We start from the raw sequence: 23671 nt of genomic DNA, 5'->3' as shown, positions 1-23671 counted from the left end.
TATTTATCACCCAATACTTAATGATTTTTTTTCGACATACTTTTTCTGTCTATCTGAACATGAAAGCAACAGCTTTCACCCTTACTCACATTCTGTTGTACTACAAATCTTATAGAAGTATTTCTGTTGTTTCAAAATAACAGCGACAGCATTTACAGTCTATCACTGCTGCTTATGTACATGTTTCAGCAAAATTCTACAAACTACATTGTAACATCATTCAGTTTCCAATTCGGATACATTTTTGTTACAGTTGTGTTACATCACAAAAGAAATACGAAAAAGGCCATTATCTTGGCCTCTTCCGCTTTTCTTTTGTTTAGCTCTAGCAGCTAGAATAGTCGGCAACCTCGCTTCTTCCTATTCTGAACAAACCGCCTGCGCTTTTTTATTTATGTTCTGCTAACCATTCTGATACTTTTTTTGCATCTTCACCTTGAATAAGTCCCGGTGACATTGCCCCGCGCCCTTTTTGGATAATATTTTCAATCTCCGCCGCGTCGTATTTACCGCCTACTTTTCGTAAATCGGGCCCAGTTGCACCAGATAAATCGTTAGCATGACACCCTGCACAACTTTTTTTGAAAATTTGCTCTGCACTATCTGTACTTGCAGATTGATTAGAAGACTTATTTTCCTCTTTCTTTCCGCATGCTCCCACAGTAAGAGCTAATGATGTTCCTAATGCAATAGCCAACAATTTCTTTTTCATGTATATCGCTCCCCATTGTTGATATCCTTCTTATTACTGATATAGCCATACTTTCATATAGCTCTCACTTGCCATTATAATAATTATCCCTTTATAGAAAAACCATCCTTCATAGGATATTTTTTACAAATCGATTAAGAACCCTATTCATATAAAGCTTTCACCAATTGTTTCAATTCTGTGAACAAATGTAAATTACTATAAAGATACTGTTTTTACAAAGCAGAAAAGAAAAAACCCTATCTATTTTCCTTATCATGTATAGCTCGATTCTTATATTTTCTACTTTTTACAAAACAATATACGGCCTTGTATTATAAAATTAAGCCCATTAAAAAGAGAAGTTGTCACTCAACTTCTCTTCCTCCTTCTCTTATCAATACAGACAAGATATACCTCTTTATACCCTCTATTCCCTCACCGATAGGCCAACATTCCGTTGGCTTTTTTCTTAAGAAATACGAGAGCGTAAATACGCATCAATAAATGGATCAATTTCTCCATCCATAACCGCTTGTACATTACCAACTTCCGTATTTGTACGATGGTCTTTCACTAGAGAGTATGGGTGGAATACGTAAGAACGAATTTGACTACCCCAACCAATATCTTTTTGTTCACCACGGATTTCATTCAACTCTGCTTGCTGCTCTTCTAATTTCTTTTGATATAATTTTGCCTTTAACATTTTCATCGCATGTTCACGGTTTTTAATTTGTGAACGCTCTGATTGACATGTTACAACCGTATTCGTTGGAGTATGTGTAATACGAACTGCAGAATCTGTCGTATTAACGTGCTGTCCACCCGCACCACTTGCACGGTACGTATCTATTTTTAAATCTTCCGTACGCACTTCAATCTCAATATCATCATTAAATTCAGGTACAACTTCACAAGATACGAACGATGTATGACGACGACCTGAAGAATCGAACGGTGAAATCCGCACAAGACGATGTACACCTTTCTCCGCTTTCAAATAGCCATATGCATTATGACCTTTAATTAATAATGTTACGCTTTTAATTCCCGCTTCATCCCCTGGTAAATAATCAACTGTATCTACTTTAAATCCGCGCTTTTCAGCCCAGCGTGTATACATACGTAATAGCATAGAACCCCAGTCTTGTGATTCTGTTCCACCAGCACCTGGATGTAGCTCTAAAATTGCATTATTTTTATCATAAGGATCGCTTAGTAATAGCTGAAGCTCGTACTCATTCATTTCTTGAACTAAAGATTTCACTTCAGATTCTAATTCTTCATGTAAATCCTTATCATATTCTTCTTTTAAAAGTTCATGTGTCACTTCTAAATTTTCAAATGTTTCATCTAACTGACGAAACTTCCCAACCATTTCTTTTAACGCATTCGCTTCATTAATTACTACTTGTGCACCTTGTTGGTCATCCCAAAAGCCTGCACCCATCATTGTTTCTTCTAATTCTGCAATGCGATTTTCTTTTGCAGGAAGGTCAAAGAGACCCCCTAAAAGCCGCTAATCTCTTAGCCATTTTCTCTAATTCTTGCCTAATTTCTACTAGTTCCATGCTCTTCACCTCTATGTAATTGCTTTCGCTTTTATATAAAACAAGGGAAACTCCCTCCGCTTGTACAGAGAGAGTTTGTCCCTTTTTATTATATGGATATTCTTAAAACTTTTCCATTTGGAAAATAAAATTTCATGGAAGATCGATTTTAAACGAGCCGACTTCGCTTTTCTTTATTTCCCAATTCCACAGCAGTTTTTATATTTTTTGCCGCTACCACATTTGCATAGATCGTTACGTCCGACTTGGTCACCTTTTACAACCGGTTTCTTTTTCACTTCTTCACCGTCATCTTTTGGGTGAATCGCTTCGCCTTGTGCTACTTCTTGGCGCTCTAAATTTTGTTCGATTTCTGCTTTTATGATGTAACGAGAAATTTCTTCCTCAATGGAAGCAATCATTGATTCAAACATTGCGAACCCTTCCATTTGGTATTCACGAAGTGGGTCAATTTGACCGTAAGCACGTAAATGAATACCTTCACGAAGATGATCCATCGCATCGATATGATCCATCCATTTCGTATCTACAACGCGGAATACAACAACCTTTTCAAATTCACGCATTTGTTCTTCTGGTAGAAGTTTTTCTTTTTCATCATAACGCGCAATTAACTTCGTAATGATCGGTTCACTCATTTCCTCTGGCGCAAGACGACGTAATTCTTCTTCTTTAATATCACCTTCCTCAAGAAGGTTTGTATTTAAGTAGTCAATCAGACCTTTAATGTTCCAATCCTCTTCAATTTCATCTTGCGTATGAAGGGCGATAGCACGTTCTACAGTAGATTTCATCATACCTTCGATAATGCCTCTTAAGTTTTCAGATTCCATTACTTCTTGACGTTGTTTATAAATAACTTCACGTTGTTGGCGAAGTACATCGTCATATTGCAGCAGTTGTTTACGTGCATCGTAGTTGTTTCCTTCTACGCGTTTTTGCGCAGATTCTACCGCACGAGATACCATTTTACTTTCAATTGGCTGTGAATCATCCATACCAAGACGATCCATCATTGCTTTCATATTATCAGAACCAAAGCGGCGCATTAGTTCATCTTCCATTGATAAGTAGAACTGCGTCACACCAGGGTCCCCTTGACGACCAGCACGACCACGTAACTGATTGTCAATACGACGGCTTTCATGACGTTCTGTACCGATAACCGCTAGGCCTCCAGCTTCTTTTACACCTTCGCCTAACTTAATGTCTGTACCACGGCCAGCCATGTTTGTCGCAATCGTTACAGAACCTTTAAATCCTGCTTCTGTAATAATATCAGCTTCACGCGCATGATTTTTCGCATTCAAGACATTATGACGTACACCTTTACGTGTTAACATATTTGAAATAAGTTCAGATGTTTCAATTGCAACTGTACCAACAAGAACTGGTTGACCTTGTTTATGGCGTTTTACAATATCCTCAACAACTGCATTGAACTTACCTTCCATCGTTTTAAAAATTAAATCCGCACGGTCATCACGAACAATCGGTCTGTTTGTTGGGATTACGATAACATTCATATTATAAATGTTACGGAATTCCTCTTCTTCCGTTTTCGCTGTACCAGTCATACCTGATAGCTTTTCGTACATACGGAAGTAGTTTTGGAACGTAATTGTCGCTAACGTCATACTTTCATTTTGAATGTCAACGCCTTCTTTTGCTTCAATCGCTTGGTGCAAGCCCTCACTATAGCGACGACCTTTCATAAGACGACCAGTGAATTGGTCAACAATTACAATTTCACCTTCTTGTACAACATAATCTGTATCGCGGTGCATAACAACGTGTGCACGAAGCGCTTGATTAATATGATGAAGAAGTGCAACATGTTTTAAATCGAATAAGTTTTCAATATGGAAAGATTTCTCTGCCCTCGTAATCCCGTCTTCTGTCAACATGACATTTTTCGTTTTCACGTCAAAGGAGTAATCTTTTTCGTTTTCTAACGTACGAATAAAGGCATTTGCAAAAATATATAGTTCTGTTGATTTTTGTGCTTGTCCAGAAATGATAAGAGGCGTACGCGCTTCATCCACTAAGATGGAATCGACCTCATCAATAATTGCGAAATGAAGCGGACGCTGAACACACTGTTCTTTATACAGCACCATATTATCGCGTAAATAGTCAAAACCAAGCTCGTTATTTGTACTATATGTGATATCAGCAGCGTAAGCAGCTTGCTTTTCCTCACGTGACATACTATTTAAGTTAATTCCTACTGTTAAACCTAGGAACTCATGAAGTTGTCCCATTTCATTCGCGTCACGCTGTGCTAAGTATTCATTGACTGTAACAACATGAACACCTTTACCTGTTAAAGCATTCAGATAAACTGGTAAAGTAGAAGTTAATGTTTTACCTTCCCCTGTTTTCATCTCAGAAATATTTCCTTCATGTAAGGCAATACCACCCATTAATTGGACAGGATAAGGGCGCATACCAAGAACACGTGTCGCCGCTTCACGAACAACCGCAAACGCTTCTGGTAATAAATCGTCTACTGTCTCACCTTTCGTAAGGCGTTCTTTAAATTCAATTGTTTTCCCTTTTAACTGCTCATCCGTTAATGGTTTAATAGATGATTCTAAACCTTCTATTTGATCCACAATTTTCTGCATACGTTTAATTTGGCGCTGGTTTACATCAAACACCTTTTTTAAAATACCGATCATAGGAAATACGCTCCTCTTTTATTAAAATAAAACTTCCGATCGTGCTCTATATTTCTGCTCACGAATCAGTCGTTATAAAGATCTAATTTATTCACTGCCAATTTCTCTCCTAATAAAAAAACAAATGTATAAACCTAATGATAATTGTAACACTTGTTTTATAACTATGACAACAACTGGCCAAGCGCATGGCCTAAATTAGCTGAAACTTTGATCAATAAAGGGGGTTATAGAACGTTTCGATTCCTAGGATAGCTCTTTCCCACAATAACAGAGTAAAGAATGAAAGACTTTCGTATCAAATAAAAAAAACGTAGCCTTTTACAGCTACGTTTTCTATTTATTATTTTGTTTCAATTACTCCATATTTTCCATCTTTACGGCCATATACAACATTTGTTTCATTTGTATCGGCATTTGTGAAGACGAAGAAGTTATGCCCTAACATATCCATTTGTAAAATAGCTTCTTCTACGTCCATTGGTTTTAAATCAAATCGTTTTGTACGTACAAGTTCTAATTCATCCTCTTGCACTTCTTCTTGAGTAGCCGCTGGCTCTGTAAGAATAAATGCAGATTTAACAGAACCTTTTTCACGTAATTTACGATTTACTTTTGTTTTATGTTTACGAATTTGTCGCTCAATTTTATCAACTACTAAATCAATTGCAGCGTACATATCGCTATGAGTTTCTTCAGCTCGAAGTAATAAATCTGTGAATGGGATTGTTACCTCGACACGTTGTTTCTCAGAGTATACTTTTAAATTAACTCTAATCTCTGGGAATGCATCAAAATAACGTTCTAATTTGCTAAGTTTTTTCTCTACATATTCCTTTAATGCTGGAGTTACTTCAATATTTTCACCACGAATGTTGAATTTCATAGATGAATTCCTCCTTTCAAGCCTATGTATATAATTTCGACACCGGCTTAAAAACTCCTTCTAACTTTTTAAAAAAGTTAGCGAAATTGCAATTTATTATCGTTTTTTGTTGAAAAGAAAAGATGCATCGTTTCTATTTACATTTTACCCTATTTGCATCGTAAATAACGAATATAAGTATGGACAATTCGTTACAGAAAAGAAACAACTTTTTGACAACTTTTGTAGCCCCCTGCCACGCAACAAAAAAAACAGAAAAAGACTCTATAGGTGAAAGCCTCCTTCTGTTCTTCATAGCCGCAATTTATATGTTGAAAGTCCAAATTCACTCTATATAAACCGTTTCCACAACCGCAGCTCTATGTTTCTCACAAAACTCTTCGTTCAACATTATAATTTCACAACATTCGCTGCCTGTGGTCCACGCGCACCATCTACAATATCAAATTCTACTTTTTGCCCCTCTTCTAACGATTTATACCCATCTTGTTGAATTGCAGAAAAATGAACAAAAACATCATCACCTTCTTCACGCTCAATAAATCCAAATCCTTTTTCTGCATTAAACCATTTTACTCTTCCTTGCATGTTCGTTCCATTCCCTTCACTCTAAAAATAAGGGCGTTTGCCCCACAATTTGACTATAACGACTGACAAGATATCAAGTCAAAGAAGTCTTGTCGTCTTTTTATTGTATCTTTCGACACTCTCATCTTACCCACGACAAAGAGTAAGACTGGAAACAGTTTGGGCACCCGCCTCATACAAACACTCTGCAACTTGTCTAATCGTAATCCCTGTCGTATATACATCATCGATGAGCAAAAGATGCTGTCCAGTGAATCTTTCTTCTTTTCGAAAGTAAAAAGGATTGGTTCCCCTAAGTCTCTCAATACGTCTTTTTTTACTTTGCTTTTCCGTATTTTTTCTACTTAAAGATGTTTGTAGAACGAGAAGTGGCAAACAAGATGCCAACAATTCTGCTTGATTAAAACCGCGCTCATATTCCCTCTCCTTGCTAAGCGGAATGGGAATAATCGCATGACAATTTGAAAAGTATTTGCGAAATGCAGCTACAAATTTCGCATGAAAAATTTGTACAAGTTCAGCATCCCCGCGAAATTTAAACCGAGCTAATACTTCCTTCATCCAATCATTATAGACATATACAGATCGATTTTTTATAGGTGAAAACCTGTTTTCTTCCTTCCACCTTACACAATCTCTGCAACAGTTACCCTCTCTATACTCCAGCGCCAGAAACTCAAAAGGTCTGCTGCAGTCATCACAAATTTCTCCTATAATATAGGAAAGTTTTCGTTCACATCTCTCACACATACATCTTCTATCAGACTGAATAAAAAAAGAATACCAGCCCATACTCTCAGAAATAGAATCATCACAAAGTAGACAATGCATTAATCAATCAACCCTTCTCGCTTTGCTCTTTTATTCATAGATTGAATATGCCTTCTCGCTCGTATCATTGCTTCTGTTTTACCATAATGAAAATAAAAGATATCACCATCTGGCCTACGATGACTTCTACCGGCCCTACCAGCAATTTGTACAAGTGCACTTTCCGAGAAAATAGGTTCTTCCGCTCCTAACACCGCTACTTGCAAATTCTCTATCGTCACGCCGCGCTCCAAAATCGTTGTCGTTACTAATAGTGGGATATTTCTTTTTCGAAACGCTGTCACCTTTTCTTTTCGATTTGGATCCTCCGCATGAACGCCTTCAATTCGATTATCTAGTGTTTTTAACAATATACTTACTTCATCAATATAACGTACGTGGGGAACAAATAGAAAAATAGGAGATTGCTTGAGGAGGTGATACTTTAACCATTCAAAAACAACAAATGGGATTTCTTTTCGATTTAGTGCCTTTTTCCAATTGCCACACCACCTGAATCTTGGGACTGGCAAAGGATGCCGATGATAACGTCCTGGAATAATCACACCTTTTTGTTTCCCACTCCATAACTTACGTTTCCATGTTTCTGACGGGGTCGCCGTTAAATAAATTTTTGCTGCCCTATCTTTACTTGCTCGCTCCACCGCATAATGAAGCATCTTGTCCACTGCATATGGAAAGGCATCAATTTCATCGACAATCATAACATCGAAGGCCTTGTAATACCGAAGTAACTGATGTGTTGTAGAAACGAGAAGTCTCGCTTCCTTTTCACGATCCAAACTACCACCATATAGTGCAGCAATCGGTACATCTGGAAAAACAGTTTGTAAACGAGGAGCCAGCTCTAACACAACATCGGTCCGCGGCGTTGCAATACAAACCCGCTCTCCTTTTTGGAGTGCCTCTTCTATACCATAAAAAAGCATCTCCGTCTTACCAGCTCCGCATACTGCCCATATAAAAAAAGATTCTTTTTGGCGTACTGCTTCTGTTACTCCGTTAGCTGCTCTTTCCTGTCCAGGTGATAATTGCCCCTCCCATCGTAAAGAATTCGACAAAACTTCCCATTCTACATCCCGTATACCTCTAACGAGCACTGTACACTCTCCCACTCGTCCCATCGTAATGCACTTTCGGCAATACGTGCACATTTGATTGCATCGCTTACATAAAAACGAAGCGAATAACCGCCCTTCCATATTTCCACAGCGCTGGCATACATAGCGTAAAGATTTCTTTATGACACCTCTTTCCAAAGAAATATCCCCTTGTCTTTCCAAATGATCTAATTCATCCTTTGAAAATGAAAGTTCTTCTAACAGCACTTGTCTTCCTGCTAGCATAGTAAAGCACCCCTGGCTTTACTATAACCCTTTCTCTTTCTCTCGTAAAAACTCAAAAAAGCCGATAACCTACTTTTAAAATAGTAAGCTATCGACTTTATACACATGTTTTATATGATTCAAAATCCTAGAATCTACCGTAACCTAAGAAATGTTTTTGATTATAGCTGCTGTTAATATCACCGTATGCAATACCTTTATCACTAGCATGAATCATTTGGCCATTACCAACGTAAATACCGATATGAGAAGGGCCTGCTTTATAAGTACCTTGGAAGAATACTAAATCTCCAGGTTGTGGGCTACTTACTTTAGAAACTGAGTTCCAATAACCCGCAACATCTTGACGACCTACACCAAAAATATAAGAAATGAAACCACTGCAATCAAAACCACCATTTGATGGAGATGCACTTCCCCATACATATGGAAGACCAAGGTATTGTTGTGCTTTACCAATTACGCCACCTTTATTTGGTGCTGGTGCTGGTGCTGGTTGAGGTGTTGGCGCTGGCTTTGGAGCTGGTTTAGTTTCTTCTTTTTTAGCTTGTCCACCATTATTTGCTGGTGCTGGTGCAGCTTGTTGCGGAGCTGCTTCTTGTGCTGGTGCTGGCGCTGGTTGCTGAGCTTTCTCTGCTTGTTGCTTTGCAGCCTCTTCTTGTGCTGCCTTCTCTTTTGCTTCTTCTTCAGCCATGCGTTGTAATTGTAGCGCTTGTTTTTCAAGATCTTTTAATTGATCTTCTGTGCTTGTCATATTGTTTACAACCGTATCCATTTTACCGCTTAAGTCGTTTACTGCTTCTTGTTTTTTCGCTTTTTCAGTATCAAGATCTTTCTTTACAACTTCAATCTTTGCTTGTGCTTCTTTTAATTCTTTTTGTTTTTCTTTTACCGTTTCAACATCTTTTTTCACAGTTGCTTGCTCTTCTTGTTGCGTTTTCATGATATCTTCATCAGATTCAAGAATTCTAGAAACAGAAGTTAAACGATCTACTAGATCAGCAATGTTTTTAGAGTTTACAACAACCTCTGTTACAACGTTCGTGTTCGGTTGCTCTTGAAGTGCTACTAAACGTTTTCTTAACAAATCTTCACGCTTTGCAATTTTCGTTTGTAATTCTGCAATGTTTTTATTCTTCTTCTCAATTAATGCTTGTGTTTCTTCAACTTTTTTCATTGTTTCGTCAAGTTTCGCTGCATTTTCTTGAACAGACTTATCTAAACCTTCAACCGTTTTATTTAAGTCATTCATTTGTTTTTGAAGCTCATCACGTTCTTGTTGTTGTTTATGTAAAGTATCATTTTGTGCGTTAATTTGTGTTTTTACGTCCTCAATCTTTTCTGCGAATACATTTGGTGTTACTACTGAAAACATCATAAATCCTGCAGCCAATGCGCAAGATGCAATTTTTAATTTTTTCATTTTGTTTTTACACCGCTTTCTTTTTTTCTTTTCCGACATATAATCTATTAAAATTTATACCATATTTCGTAAGATTTTTTCTCAATGTTACGCTTTTGTAAAATAAATGTAATATTGCGCTTGTGATTTCCTGACATTTTCCTTCTAATCCTGTATTTTCTTGTAGAATTTTAAGAAAATGACACTGTTTTTTTATACACTTGTCATACATTTGTTATAAAAAAATCACAAGGAAAACTCCTTGTGATTTTTTCTCCCTATCCATGGATTACTTTATTATTTCACCCATTTTTCAGCCCAGTTTTGGACTTCATTCATAACACTTTCTAATGCTTTTCCTTTGTCTGTTAAACCATATTCGATTCTAACAGGTACCTCTGGATAAACATTCCGAACAACTACCCCTTCACTCTCCAATTCCTTTAAACGTTCTGACAGCATACGATCACTCATATTTGGGATAATATCCGCGATTTCTCTAAATCGTTTCGGTTCTTCTAACAGAGATTTAATAATTAAACCCGTCCACTTTTTACTAAGCAGTGTAAAAGCCGACTCAAACTTTGGACATAAACAAGAATTATGCTCCATATGTTTCACCTCTCCTTTATTATAAAATAGTTTCTTATAAAAAGTAAGCAATAAAACTTTCCTCATTTTAGGTTATGTATCATTTTATCACTTCCAAATATTAACTTGTCAATTCAATGTGGATATCCGTAAAAAAACTCTCTACAAAAAGAGAGCTTTTACATTACTATTATTTTGTATACCAACCTAGACCTAGTGCTCCCTCTCCTAAATGCGTTCCAATTACAGCACCAAAATAACTGATGCGAATTGTAACATGAGGGTATTTTTCCGCTAATTCTTGCTGCCATTCTTTCGCTTCCTCTTCACGATTTGCATGAATGATAACAGCTTCCATTGGCATACCTTTACTCGCTTGCTCATCAAAGATTTCAACAATACGCTTTAGCGCCTTTTTGCGCGTGCGAATTTTTTCAAACGGAATGATAACTTTATCTCTAAAGTATAAAACCGGCTTTACTTGTAATAAGCTACCGATAAATGCTTGTGCACTATTTAAGCGACCACCACGCTGCAAATGATGCAAGTCATCCACAACAAAATAAGCATCTATAGTTTGTTTCATTTCATCAAATCTAGCTAAAATTTCTGCTGGCATCTTTCCTTCGCTTGCCATTTTTGCACCTTCACGCACATAAAACCCTTGTACTTCACAACTAATTTCAGAATCATACGTATATACGTCTATTCCCTCGACCATTTGCCCAGCTGTCGTTGCTGTTTGATATGTGCCACTAATCCCGCTTGAAAGATGGATACTAATAACCGCATCGTATTCTTTTGATAATTCTTCAAATAGCTCCACAAATTTTCCAATTGCTGGTTGAGAAGTTTTTGGAAGTTCTTCATGTTCACGTACTTTTACATAAAAATCATCCGCTGTAATTTCTGCTTCTTCTTGGGAAGAATTCGCCCCAAAAATTACATCTAATGGGATCATATGTATATTGAGTTCTTCACGAATATGCTTCGGTATATATGCTGTACTATCCGTAACAATAGCTGTTCTCATTTTCGTACCTGCCTTATAAAAAAGTTTTTATTTCCTAATTTTACACGAAAATTGGAAAAGGTGCATTAGTGTATGAAAAATGCTGATTTAAGATTATAATCAACACTAGGGAAATTTACAACAAAAACATTAAATTTATAATAGAATTTGCCACCTTGCTATAAAAAATGTTTGAATCTGAAAACTCCCCATTTTACAATAAAGAGTACTAGTAATTTTGAAAGGTAGGAGCGTATACTATTGCTATTACAATATTTAACAATCAAGGGATACGGTGAACACGAAATTGTCATTCAAAAATCACGTTTCATTTGCTATATAAGCCGAGCGAAAACAGAAAAAGAAGCACAGGAATTTATTCAAAAAATAAAAAAACAACACTGGAACGCGACGCATAACTGTTCAGCCTATTTAATCGGGGAACAAGATCAAATTCAAAAGGCAAATGACGATGGTGAACCAAGCGGTACAGCTGGTGTGCCTATGCTAGAAGTATTGAAAAAACGTGGACTGAAAGATACTGTCGTTGTCGTCACACGATATTTTGGTGGCATTAAACTTGGTGCTGGTGGTTTAATTCGTGCATATGGAAAATGTACAAGTGAAGGACTTAACCATGTAGGTGTTGTTGAACGAAAATTAATGCGGGTTATGAAGACAGAAGTTGAATATACACTACTTGGGAAAATTGAAAATGAATTACGCCACTCGAAATATGTGATTAAAGAGATACATTACCTAGAAAATGTGACATTTGACACTTATGTGGAAGAAGATCAAAAACAAACTTTCACAAATTGGATGATTGAATTAACAAATGGGCAATGTACAATACAAGAGGATGACATGCTCTATTTAGAGCATGACGTTGTTCAACAATAACATATTGATTAAAGGGAGATTATGTATGGAAGAGCGTTATCATCATCTCCAGAAGAGAAGAATTAAAAAAAAGCGCAGACGTAGATTTTTCATCTATCTCATTATTATAGGCCTAATTAGTAGTGTAGGACTTTATGTATTTAATTCTTATTCGTCACTTATGGAGATGTATAGTGGTTTTACTCGCGATAAATCAAAATTACGTGCGGTAAATGTAGAAATTACAAAAGAACCTTTCAGCGTCCTGATTATGGGAATTGAAGATTATGCAACAGATGGACAAAATGGACGAACAGATTCTCTCATGTTCGCAACAATTAATCCAAAAACACAAAATGTTTCAATTATGAGTATTCCACGTGACTCACGTGTTACAATTGCTGGAAAAAATAAAAAAGATAAAATTAACGCCGCACATGCTTATGGTGGAGAAAAAATGGCATTAGAAACCGTAGAAGGTTTTTTAGGCGTGCCTGTTGACCATTATGTTAAAATTGATTTCAAAGGCTTTAAAGGAATTGTTGATGCTGTTGGCGGTATTACAGTCGATGTTCCGTTCGATTTCGAGGAACGATCTGATATAGATTACTACAAGCTAATTCAATTTAAACAAGGAAAACAAGAATTAAATGGTGAAGAAGCGCTCGCTTATGTCCGAATGCGGAAACAAGATCCGAACGGAGACCACGGCCGTGCTGATAGACAACGACAAGTACTTGCTGCGGTTGCTAGTAAGCTAAATTCCACTTCCACCGTCTTTAAGATTAAAGAATTAGCAGAGGTTGTTGGAAAATATATAAAAACTGATATACCTGTATCTGACGGCCTTGCCCTATACACTAAGTTATCTGGATTCGATCCTTCTAACATACAGACGATTCAATTAAAAGGTGAAGATAAAAAACTAAACGATATTTATTACTTTATTCCAGATGAAGTAGGCTTACAAGATGTTCGTAATACAATTTTAGCAAACTTGGGTAAAGAAAAAATAAACACGAATTCAACAACCAATAATGATTCTGGTTCTAGTTCTAGTTCTAGTTCTAGTTCTAATTCTGGTTCTAATACAAATTCATCAAATTCCTCTACTAAGACGAAAACAGAGGAACCTCCATCTACGAATGCGAATGCGGAATGGTTAATGCGCAATCATCAGTAGAGCATAAAAAAAGAGACTTTTCCTATACTAATAAAAATAGGAAAAGTCTCTTTTTACTTACTTTTGATTAAAGTATTGTAAAATCGCTTCTACAATACGCTCTGAAGCAAGGCCATCACCGTAAGGATTAGACGCTTGTGCCATTTTATTATGTGCTTCTTCGTTAGATAACAAGTCATCCGCAAGCGTGAAAATCGTCTCTTCATCTGTACCCGCTAATTTTAATGTACCTGCTTCAATGCCTTCTGGACGTTCTGTCGTATCACGAAGAACAAGAACCGGCACCCCAAGGGAAGGCGCTTCCTCTTGCACACCACCAGAGTCTGTTAATATTAAGTATGAACGTGCTGCAACGTTATGGAAATCAATTACATCTAGTGGTTCAATTAAGTGAATACGATTATGATCTCCCAAAATATCATTCGCTGTTTCACGCACAACAGGGTTCATATGTACTGGATATACAACTTGTACATCTTCATACTTGTCAACAAGGCGTTTAATTGCACGGAACATATTACGCATTGGTTCCCCTAAATTTTCACGACGATGCGCCGTCATAAGTACAAGTCGGTCATTTCCAAGCTTCTCAAGTACTGGATGACTATATTCTTCTTTTACTGTCGTTTTTAGCGCATCAATTGCTGTATTTCCTGTTACGAAAATACGTGCTTCATCTTTATTCTCTTGTTGCAAGTTCGTTGCTGATTTTGCTGTAGGAGAGAAATGAAGATCTGCCATTACACCTGTTAATTGACGGTTCATTTCTTCCGGGTATGGAGAATATTTATCCCATGTGCGAAGTCCAGCTTCAACATGACCGATTGGAATTTGATTATAGAAAGCAGCAAGACTTGCAATAAAAGTAGTTGTTGTATCACCATGTACAAGAACGATATGCGGCTTTGCTTCCTTCATTACTTTATCTAGACCCTCTAAACCACGTGTTGTAATATCAATTAATGTTTGACGGTCTTTCATGATATTTAAATCAAAATCTGGTTTAATACCGAAAATATCCAATACTTGATCTAGCATTTGGCGATGTTGCGCTGTCACTGTCACAATTGATTCAATTTGCTCAGGATGTTTTTGCAATTCTAATACAAGAGGTGCCATTTTAATCGCTTCCGGACGTGTTCCAAAAATTGTCATCACTTTTAAACGTTTAGTCATTTCACTGCCTCTTTTCTTTCACTAATTACAATCTACGAAAAGCTAACATAAAATCTCTCCTTTTGAGTGGGAGAGCGCGTCCAGCTATGCATAGAAACGGTCAAATCTTCTTTTAGCTCCACGCCAAGTAAAACAAAAGGAGAAAACGAGCGAAGATCTCCTTTTATTTTCATAGCCGCTATTTAGATACAGCTTCTCAACATGGATTTATATAGTATTGTTACACCCACCATTATATAGGAGAGTATACAAGGACAAAAGAGAACCTTCTTAATAGACCGTAGAAACTTTCCTATTACAAATACTTTTTCTGCCAACAGAATAGTAATCCATTCTATGCTTTTCAACATCTTTCCCAGTATAACAATTTCTACCATCAAATAAAATAGGTTCACGCATAAGCTTCACATACTTCTCTAATGGATACGTTCGTATGCATTCCCATTCGGTTACAATAAACGCTGCATCTCCTTCTGTAATTGCCTCATCTAAATTGGTTGTATATTTTATTTCGTCTCCAAACAACTGTTGTACATGCAATAGAGCTTGCGGGTCATATACAATTACATTTGCTTCCATCTCTAATAACTCTTTTATAATGAGAAGAGACGGCGCTTCCCTAATATCATCTGTATTTGGCTTAAAGGCCACTCCTAATACCGCAACCTTCTTTCCCCTCATGTTCATTACACTTCTAGCTTTCCGAACAAGCAACATCTGTTGTTTATTATTCACTTCAATTACCGCTTTGAGTAGCCTAAAATCATGCGCAACATTACCTGCGATTTGAACAAGAGCATCCGTATCTTTTGGGAAACATGAACCTCCATAACCGATACCTGCCTGTAAGAAATGTGGACCGATTCGTCGATCTATTCCCATGCCACCTGCTACTTCTAACACATCTGCGCCCACTTTTTCACATATATTAGAAATTTCATTGATGAAGCTAATTTTCGTAGCTAAAAAAGCATTGGAGGCATATTTAATCATCTCAGCACTGCGGGTATCTGTAACAAACGTTTCCATTCGTAGCTTGCTGTATAACCCCTCTACTTTCTGTGCGATTTCTTCTGTTTCGGCTCCTATGACAATACGATCACCATGGAAAAAGTCATGTATACCCGATCCTTCACGTAAAAACTCTGGATTGGATACCATATGTATGATATGCCGTCCTTGTAACTTCTCCTGAATCCATTCCTTCATTTGATCGTTCGTACCTACAGGAACCGTACTTTTGGTAACCACAATTACATCTGAATTTGCATATATCCCAATTTCATAACAACTATTACGAATATATGTTAAATCTGCCGTCCCATCCGGTAAAGAAGGTGTTCCCACTGCTACAAATATAAAATCTACATGTTTAAATGCCTCTGCTTGACTTGATGTAAATACTAGTCTTTTTTCTTGGACAGCTGCATTGACTAATTGTCCTAAACCTGGTTCATAAATTGGCATTTCTCCTTGCTTCATTCGTGCTATTTTTCCTTGATCTATATCAAAACAAGTAACTGAATGACCTAATGTGGCTAATCCTACTCCAGTAATTAATCCAACATATCCAGTACCTATCACTGTAATTTTCATTAGATGTTCCGCACACACTACCTAACATTATATTTTAGGTATTTTTGTGCTTCCCCCTTTCATACGAAGAATGAATATAGGACAATCCCTTTAAGAGTTTCTTTTCCTCTGTATTAAGACATGGAATATACAGAAGAGATAACATGCCATCTCTCACCCCTTATTATATGAACCGTCTTCTCTTTCATTTTTTAAGATTTTGTAAAATACCATCATTACATTTGAACATATTTGTTTACAAACTGTTCCATTATCAACACATTGAACAGTTCCATATTTTAACACGAAACGTACATGTTTGAACGTGCAACACTTATAGTAAAGAGATTCATTATCGGCCACATCGTATCGTATGTAAATGTTATAAGCTATACTAAATGATACGATATATTGTAACCTTCTTGTGGGACATTATATTTATCATAAATTTGTCATATTTTTATCTGTTTCCAATTACGTTGAACGAGAAAAAAGATTGAATTCTAATCTTTTTGTGATACCATATGTTATGAGCCTGCAAATAAACATCTTAATTTTCAGATAATTATTGAAAAACTACGTTAAAATATAAAAGGTGGGGTATTAATGGACTCACAAGTGATTTATGCAGTTTTGGCATCTTTCATTACCGTATTAGTCGTTACTCCTTTCGTCATCAAATTAGCATTTAAGATCGGAGCAACTGATAAGCCAAACGCACGTAAAGTACACCAAAAAATTATGCCTCGCCTAGGTGGACTGGCAATTTTCATCGGTGTAGCTGTAGGATTCATTGTTAGTGGATTATATGAACAAAGAATGCTATCCATTAGTTTAGGGGCTGTCATCATTGTCATTATCGGTATTTTAGATGACATGTATGAATTATCGGCAAAAGTAAAGTTCGGTGGACAACTAGTAGTTGCCGCATTCATCGTAAAAAGTGGATTATTAGTTCAGGTGTTATACATTCCATTCCTAGGAGATACTGAGCTTGGTCTACTTGCATATCCAATTACAATATTCTGGATTGTCGGTATTACAAACGCCATTAACTTAATTGATGGATTAGATGGATTATCCGCTGGTATTTCATCCATCGTTCTTGCAACGTTAGCATATATGGCCTTTACTAGTCCGATTGGTACTGGTGCTGTCATTATTCTACCATTAGCACTTATTGCACTTGCAAGTACACTTGGGTTTTTATTCTATAACTTCCATCCAGCAAAAATTTTCATGGGAGATACAGGTGCACTGTTTTTAGGATACTGTATTTCTGTTATATCCTTACTTGGATTGTACAAAAGCGTAACGTTATTCAGCTTCGTTGTTCCAATTATTATTTTAGGTGTACCAGTGTTCGATACAACCTTTGCAATTATTCGACGTGTTGTAAACAAAAAGCCAATTTCTGCACCAGATAAATCACATTTACATCATCGGCTGTTAGCAATGGGCTTCTCTCATCGTACAACGGTACTTATCATTTATGCATTCGGCATTTTCTTTAGCGTAAATGCAATTATATTCACTAGCGCAACATTATGGTTATCCATTATCCTTCTGTTCGCTTTAATCTTCTTTACTGAACTCATAGCAGAAGTAATTGGTCTTGTGCACGAGCGTTATAAACCAATTATTTCCTTCTATAAAAAAGTGAAAAAACGCGAAGACTAATTATAGTATCGTCTTTACTAGCAAAGAATATTCAAATAGCACTCTTTCTTTTTAAGAAAGAGTGCTATTTTTATTTCCAAAATATAGTTTGTTTGAGAGTTCTTCTATTGGAGCAAGATATACATATAAAGGGAATCATGAGAATATAATCTTAATTCCTTCTTCACGACTGTTAGATTGAGGGTGAGTATAATGATAAAGCAAATGTTTCTATGTATTATTATATTTTTGAGTATTACTACATGTTCGATATCTTATACTGAAGCAGCCGCTAACTCCCCACTTATACAGCAATCTCCGGCTCAGGACACGGCTCTTCCGTCCAAAATTGCATACTTAACATTTGATGATGGACCAAACAAGTACACATCACAAATTTTAAACATCTTAAAACAAAAACAAGGAAAAGCAACCTTCTTTGTAATTGGTAGCAAGGCTTCACATTACCCCCAAATAATGAAACGTTTCATACAAGAAGGTCATTATATCGGTCTTCATAGCATGTCCCATGACGTAAAACGTCTATATACTGGTGATCCATCCACTTTAATTACTGAAATGGAACAGACCCGCTCAATTGTCCGTCGCACCGCAAACTTGGATACACACCTTGTTCGCGTTCCATATGGTAGTATGCCTTATTTAAAAAAGAATTATCGTGATGCGCTTGTTTCTGCTCAGTATAAAATGTGGGATTGGACAATCGATACATATGACTGGAAAAGTTATCATAATCCTTCGGCTGTACTAGAGCGTGTTATGAACCAAAACGATGAACAAGTTGAAGTTATTTTAATGCATGATTCTAGCGTTACCGTACAAATTCTTCCAAAGGTAATTGATTACCTCAAAGCAAAAGGGTACACACTTCTTCCTTATAATCCTTCCTCACATTTAGAAGTTAACTTTTGGAAGGACACAAGATTGTAACAGCTTTAGTATATATACTAGGGCTGTTTCGTCTTTTTCTCTTCCCACACTTCCTATTTTTGTGTAAAATTTTAAATAGCGACGAAGTTTCGAGGTGAAGAAAAATGAAACGAATGGACCTCATTTATAATGTAATAAAGAAAGGGAATTACTCAGAAGGTGTAACAGCATCTGAACTCGCTACCTTTCTACAGCTAGACCGTGCAAATGTAAGCAGCGATTTAAATAAGCTGGTGAAAGAGGGTCGTTTATCTAAAACAGGGACACGCCCTGTCCGTTTTTATTTAGGAGTTAACTCTCATATGGAAACGCATTCAGAAAATGACACTTCACTCGATACCTTTGCAAAAGAGAACACAAGCCTCAAAATTGCGATTGAAAAAGCAAAGGCCGCTGTACTCTATCCGCCAAATGGTATGCATACATTACTACTTGGAGAAACAGGTGTCGGGAAATCTATGTTTGCCTCTTTAATGCATGAATACGCAATTGAAGTTAATCGGCTCCCAAAAGATGCACCGTTTATCGTCTTTAACTGTGCGGACTACGCAAATAATCCACAGCTCTTACTTGGGCAGCTTTTCGGGATAAAGAGAGGTGCTTACACTGGTGCAAGTGACCAAAAGGGATTAATTGAAAAAGCTCATGAAGGCATTCTCTTTCTAGATGAAATACACCGCCTTCCGCCAGAAGGACAAGAAATGCTATTCACATTTATTGACCGGGGTGTGTATCGTCGCCTTGGAGAAACAGAGAACGAGCGCCGAGCACAAGTATTAATTATTACCGCAACAACAGAAGAACCAAACTCGTTTTTACTGAAAACATTTACACGGCGAATTCCAATGACCGTAACGCTTCCACCACTTCGTGAACGAACACATCAGGAACGCTTTTCACTATTGCAGCTCTTTTTTACAAATGAAGCGATTCGCCTACGAAAAGGAATTCATGTCAGCCCAAATACAATGCGCGCATTCGTCTTTTATCAATGTCCAAACAATATCGGACAATTAAAAACCGATGTACAAATCGCCTGCGCAAAAGCCTATTCTGATTTCGTAACAAAAAAGAGAGATTCTGTACGTGTTTCTAGCACTGACTTACCATGGTACATGAAGGAAGGCTTATTTATCGAAAGAAAAAGTCGCCATCTGTATCAAGTACCAAACGAAACTTTTGTGTTTACGAGTGACGAAGGATGGAGTAGACATAAAACAGAAGATACACGCTCTTCCATTTATAATTACATCGATCATAAATATGAAGAACTCCAAGCACGCGGGATTGAAGAAGAAGAATTAGAATTATTAATAGACAATGATATCCAAAGCTTTTTCGTTCATTATTTTAATCAAATGTCCAAAAAGACAAATCATGAAAACGTCTTTAAAATCGTCGATCGTAATATTGTTTCTGTTTGCGAAAAAATCGCTGAACTAGCAGAAAAACATTTATCTAAGACATTCGATGAAAAAGTCTTTCTCGCTTTAAGTTTACATGTACAGACAACTTTACAACGTTTACAAGGCGGGAAACAAATTCATCACCCACAGCTGAATCAAATTCGTACGAAATATAAAGAAGCTTTCTCCGTTGCCATGCAATGTATCCAGCTGTTAGAAGAAGAATTACAAATAACGATGCCGATTGATGAAGCTGGATTCTTAACGATGTTTTTTGTTGTTGATCCCATCCCAGCTTCCCAAACAGAAGTAAAAGTATTAATTTTGGCTCATGGCAATGGTATCGCAACAGAAATGGCAAATGTATCCAATGAACTTCTCGGTATCGATGAAGTAACAGGAATTGATATGCCCCTTCATGAATCGCCGAAAGATTTCTTAGAACGAGTAAAAATGTACATGAAAACACTAGGACATATAAATGGACTTCTCTTACTTGTCGATATGGGGTCACTTGCTTATATCGGAGATATACTAGAGACGGAATTCCATATCCCTGTACGCGTTCTCTCGATGACAAGTACGCCGCACGTACTCGAAGCAGCGCGAAAAGCCCAGCTCGGTTACTCATTAGATACGTTATATGAAACCGTGAAAAATTTAACACCGTTTTACTTGAACGTACAAGAAGAAAAGAAAAAGCCACTCGCTCCAATGAAATCAGTCATTTTAACAGCTTGTTTAACAGGAGAAGGAAGCGCACTGGCCATTCAAAAAATGCTTGAAAACTATTTGCGATTCGATAAGGATTTAATAGAAATTATTCCGATTAGTATCGTTCATGAAAAAGATTTAACAAAAATGATCGAAAATATAAAGAAAGAACGCAATATGATTTGTATTGTTACAAACTTTGATGTACAAGTACCATGTTTAACTTATCATTTCCAAGATATTATAAACTACAAAGCCATTCAACCGATTCAAGAATTAATTACGTATGAAGAAACATATGCAAAAATGGCTGATATTCTCGGGCAACAAATGCAACGCGAAGATGGAGCACTGATGATTAAAACAATACGGTACGCGCTCAATACAATTCAAGAGCTCATCTCTTTACAGTTAAACCCTGATAGTTTAATGGGAGTTATTTTGCATATGAGCTGTATGATTGATCGGCTGCAAAAGGGAGAAAAACTCCTCCCTTACCCTGACAAAGAAGCACGTAGACAAGATGAATACTGGATGTATATGAAAGTAAAAAAAACGCTGCAACCGATTGAAAATACGTTTGACGTACAAATTCCAGATGATGAAGTATTTTATGTAATGGACTTCTTCATAAAGAATCAACCAGAAAAAAAAGAATAAAGTAAATATGCCCATGAATGTTAACATTCATGGGCATATTTACTTAACGGCTTATCGATCGGCTATACCCCTTTATCTTTCCACGTATTTCTCCTCTTGCATATGCTCTTGTATGAACATTTACATATGCATTCATTTCTTCGATTGCCTGCACAAGATTTTCGAACGTCTTCCCTTGCAAAGGCCCTTCTAGATCTTCAGTGGACACCATACCTGTTATCGTTCCTTCATTTACACTAATTCCATGCTTCACAGGTCCATATAAAAACATTACCACTGGTCCTGTCTGATTCCCTTTGCCTAAGTGAATTTGGCAAGATGTTATCTTCTCAATATTCTTCAATATGATCCTATAATGTAGTTTTGTAAAATTGCTATTGAAAATAAGTTCAGCTACCCCATAAGCCTTTGTTTCTACAGGAGGTAATTCATTACCACCTTTTAGCTTAGCAACAAAATGTTTTGTCATACGAGCAACATTCTCCTTATATAAATTTCAATTTGAATAGCTGGCATCTCTTTAACTAATTTATTGCTGGGACACGATTAATTATGACTTTTTCAGAGGCGCTTTTTCATGAGGATTATTCCACTCAAGAAATCTTTACAAAAACATTACATCATAGCCATTCCCTTTGCTTAGGTCCTCCTTGTATAATGCACATAGACTTTAAATTTCTTTAGGAGGCCACCTTGAAAACGATAATAGAAATCTTTCTCGTATCACTTAAACTAGGTCTTACCTCTTTCGGAGGTCCTGTAGCTCATCTTGGGTACTTCCATCACGAATACGTACAAAAGCGAAAATGGATGGATGAGCGAAGCTATGGCGATTTAGTAGCACTCTGTCAATTCCTTCCTGGCCCTGCAAGCAGTCAAGTTGGAATTGGCATCGGTTTATCACGCGGAGGACTCCTTGGAGCTATAGCCGCTTGGACTGGATTTACACTCCCATCCGTTCTTGTACTTGTCTTTTTTGCTTCACTGCTCCAGCAATTTCATGTGACGGATGCTGGCTGGATTCATGGTTTAAAGCTTGTAGCAGTAGCAATTGTCGCCCATGCAATATGGGGAATGGCTCAGAAATTAACACCGGATCGAAACCGAGCAACCATTGCAATCATCACTGCTGCAATCGCATTATTATTTCCAAGTACATGGACACAAGTTGCACTTATTCTACTTGCTGGTTTTATCGGTTGGCTCTTATATCGTAAGTATGAAGTTCCATCTGCTAGCAAAATACATATTCCTATTTCACGTATAACAGCCATCTTATGCCTTTTACTATTCCTTAGTTTATTATTCTTGTTACCCATCTTACGACCATTTTCACACTGGATTGCCATGTTTGATAGTTTCTATCGCTCCGGCTCACTCGTGTTTGGCGGGGGACATGTCGTTCTTCCTCTTCTTGAAAATGAATTTGTACTAAATGGCATGATGACAAAAGAACAGTTTCTAGCAGGATACGGTCTAACACAAGCCGTTCCAGGTCCTCTTTTTACATTTGCATCTTACATAGGAGCTGTGCTGGATGGAACGCTAGGAGCCATTCTTGCAACAATTGCTATCTTTCTTCCTGCATTCTTGCTTGTCATTGGTTTACTGCCATTTTGGGATCAAGTTAGACGCTTGTCTTATGTACAAGGCGCACTCCTTGGTATTAATGCTGCTGTTGTTGGCATTTTACTAGCTGCTTTTTACAATCCAATTTGGACAAGCTCCATCATAAGTACGCCTGACTTTGTTATCGCCTCTCTCCTATTTTGTCTATTAGCATTTTGGAAAGCACCACCATGGATCATAGTTGTTCTTGGCGCCGTTAGTGGCTATATTCTTTCTATTATCTAGCCATAC

18 protein-coding genes and 1 pseudogene are annotated in these 23671 nt (G+C 37.1%); 6 read left to right on the top strand and 13 right to left on the bottom strand.

What is annotated here, in order from left to right; genetic code table 11:
• Positions 1–388 precede the first annotated feature (388 nt).
• The 10 genes and pseudogenes from cccB to CN288_RS16035 form a co-directional block, all read right to left on the bottom strand.
• Positions 389–712 carry a cytochrome c551 gene (gene cccB, locus CN288_RS16090; RefSeq protein WP_026594044.1) on the bottom strand — a complete coding sequence of 108 codons (324 nt, stop codon included), beginning with the start codon at positions 710–712 and terminating at the stop codon, positions 389–391.
• Positions 713–1163: 451 nt separating this feature from the next.
• Positions 1164–2265, bottom strand: a protein-coding gene (gene prfB / locus CN288_RS16085; protein WP_098302617.1) for a peptide chain release factor 2 whose coding sequence is annotated in 2 segments (ribosomal slippage) — positions 1164–2192 and positions 2194–2265 — 1101 coding nt in all. Because the reading frame shifts where the segments join, the coding sequence is not laid out codon by codon here.
• A gap of 173 nt (positions 2266–2438) precedes the next feature.
• Positions 2439–4949, bottom strand: a complete 2511-nt coding sequence (secA, locus tag CN288_RS16080; protein WP_026594042.1) for a preprotein translocase subunit SecA — start codon at positions 4947–4949, stop codon at positions 2439–2441.
• A 343-nt stretch (positions 4950–5292) separates the two neighbouring features.
• Positions 5293–5835 carry a ribosome hibernation-promoting factor, HPF/YfiA family gene (gene hpf / locus CN288_RS16075; RefSeq protein ID WP_026594041.1) on the bottom strand — a complete coding sequence of 181 codons (543 nt, stop codon included), beginning with the start codon at positions 5833–5835 and terminating at the stop codon, positions 5293–5295.
• A gap of 390 nt (positions 5836–6225) precedes the next feature.
• Positions 6226–6423, bottom strand: a complete 198-nt coding sequence (gene cspC, locus CN288_RS16065) for a cold shock protein CspC (RefSeq protein WP_026594040.1) — start codon at positions 6421–6423, stop codon at positions 6226–6228.
• A gap of 126 nt (positions 6424–6549) precedes the next feature.
• Positions 6550–7254, bottom strand: a complete 705-nt coding sequence (locus tag CN288_RS16060) for a ComF family protein (RefSeq protein ID WP_098302616.1) — start codon at positions 7252–7254, stop codon at positions 6550–6552.
• Positions 7254–8600: a DEAD/DEAH box helicase gene (locus CN288_RS16055; RefSeq protein WP_026594038.1), complete on the bottom strand. Its 1347-nt coding sequence runs from the start codon at positions 8598–8600 to the stop codon at positions 7254–7256. The genes CN288_RS16060 and CN288_RS16055 overlap by 1 nt, the downstream gene beginning before the upstream one ends.
• Positions 8601–8727: 127 nt before the next feature.
• Positions 8728–10234: pseudogene (locus tag CN288_RS16050) on the bottom strand (C40 family peptidase).
• Between the two features lie 65 nt (positions 10235–10299).
• Positions 10300–10614, bottom strand: a complete 315-nt coding sequence (locus tag CN288_RS16040; protein WP_016112543.1) for a winged helix-turn-helix transcriptional regulator — start codon at positions 10612–10614, stop codon at positions 10300–10302.
• Between the two features lie 169 nt (positions 10615–10783).
• Positions 10784–11626 carry a DegV family protein gene (locus CN288_RS16035; protein WP_026594035.1) on the bottom strand — a complete coding sequence of 281 codons (843 nt, stop codon included), beginning with the start codon at positions 11624–11626 and terminating at the stop codon, positions 10784–10786.
• A 240-nt stretch (positions 11627–11866) separates the two neighbouring features.
• On the opposite strand from CN288_RS16035, the gene CN288_RS16030 reads away from it, so the two are divergent.
• Positions 11867–12508, top strand: a complete 642-nt coding sequence (locus CN288_RS16030) for a YigZ family protein (RefSeq protein WP_026594034.1) — start codon at positions 11867–11869, stop codon at positions 12506–12508.
• A 25-nt stretch (positions 12509–12533) separates the two neighbouring features.
• Positions 12534–13670 carry an LCP family protein gene (locus CN288_RS16025; RefSeq protein ID WP_098302613.1) on the top strand — a complete coding sequence of 379 codons (1137 nt, stop codon included), beginning with the start codon at positions 12534–12536 and terminating at the stop codon, positions 13668–13670.
• A gap of 57 nt (positions 13671–13727) precedes the next feature.
• Here the strand turns inward: CN288_RS16025 and wecB are convergent, their stop codons facing one another.
• Entirely contained in the window at positions 13728–14846 is a 1119-nt protein-coding gene (gene wecB / locus CN288_RS16020; RefSeq protein WP_026594032.1) for a non-hydrolyzing UDP-N-acetylglucosamine 2-epimerase, read from the bottom strand.
• Positions 14847–15116: 270 nt separating this feature from the next.
• Positions 15117–16442, bottom strand: coding sequence for a UDP-glucose dehydrogenase family protein (locus CN288_RS16015; protein ID WP_051588625.1), 1326 nt, complete (start codon positions 16440–16442; stop codon positions 15117–15119).
• 585 nt (positions 16443–17027) lie between these two features.
• Here CN288_RS16015 and CN288_RS16010 point away from each other — a divergent pair.
• The 3 genes from CN288_RS16010 to CN288_RS16000 all read left to right on the top strand — a co-directional run bounded on the left by CN288_RS16010 (position 17028) and on the right by CN288_RS16000 (position 21811).
• Positions 17028–18101: a glycosyltransferase family 4 protein gene (locus CN288_RS16010; protein ID WP_026594030.1), complete on the top strand. Its 1074-nt coding sequence runs from the start codon at positions 17028–17030 to the stop codon at positions 18099–18101.
• Positions 18102–18293: 192 nt separating this feature from the next.
• On the top strand, positions 18294–19031 hold the full coding sequence (locus tag CN288_RS16005) for a polysaccharide deacetylase family protein (RefSeq protein ID WP_098302612.1): 738 nt from the start codon (positions 18294–18296) through the stop codon (positions 19029–19031).
• Positions 19032–19135: 104 nt separating this feature from the next.
• Positions 19136–21811: a PRD domain-containing protein gene (locus tag CN288_RS16000; RefSeq protein ID WP_098302611.1), complete on the top strand. Its 2676-nt coding sequence runs from the start codon at positions 19136–19138 to the stop codon at positions 21809–21811.
• Between the two features lie 43 nt (positions 21812–21854).
• On the opposite strand, the gene CN288_RS15995 is transcribed toward CN288_RS16000, so the two are convergent.
• Positions 21855–22280, bottom strand: coding sequence for a CHRD domain-containing protein (locus CN288_RS15995; RefSeq protein WP_026594027.1), 426 nt, complete (start codon positions 22278–22280; stop codon positions 21855–21857).
• A gap of 224 nt (positions 22281–22504) precedes the next feature.
• On the opposite strand from CN288_RS15995, the gene CN288_RS15990 reads away from it, so the two are divergent.
• A complete protein-coding gene (locus CN288_RS15990) occupies positions 22505–23665 on the top strand; it encodes a chromate transporter (RefSeq protein WP_098302610.1) in 1161 nt (386 codons plus the stop codon).
• Positions 23666–23671: the final 6 nt, after the last annotated feature.

The organism is Bacillus sp. AFS023182, from assembly GCF_002560575.1.
Lineage (GTDB): Bacteria > Bacillota > Bacilli > Bacillales > Bacillaceae_G > Bacillus_A > Bacillus_A arachidis.
This window is presented reverse-complemented; position numbering and strand designations above follow the sequence as displayed.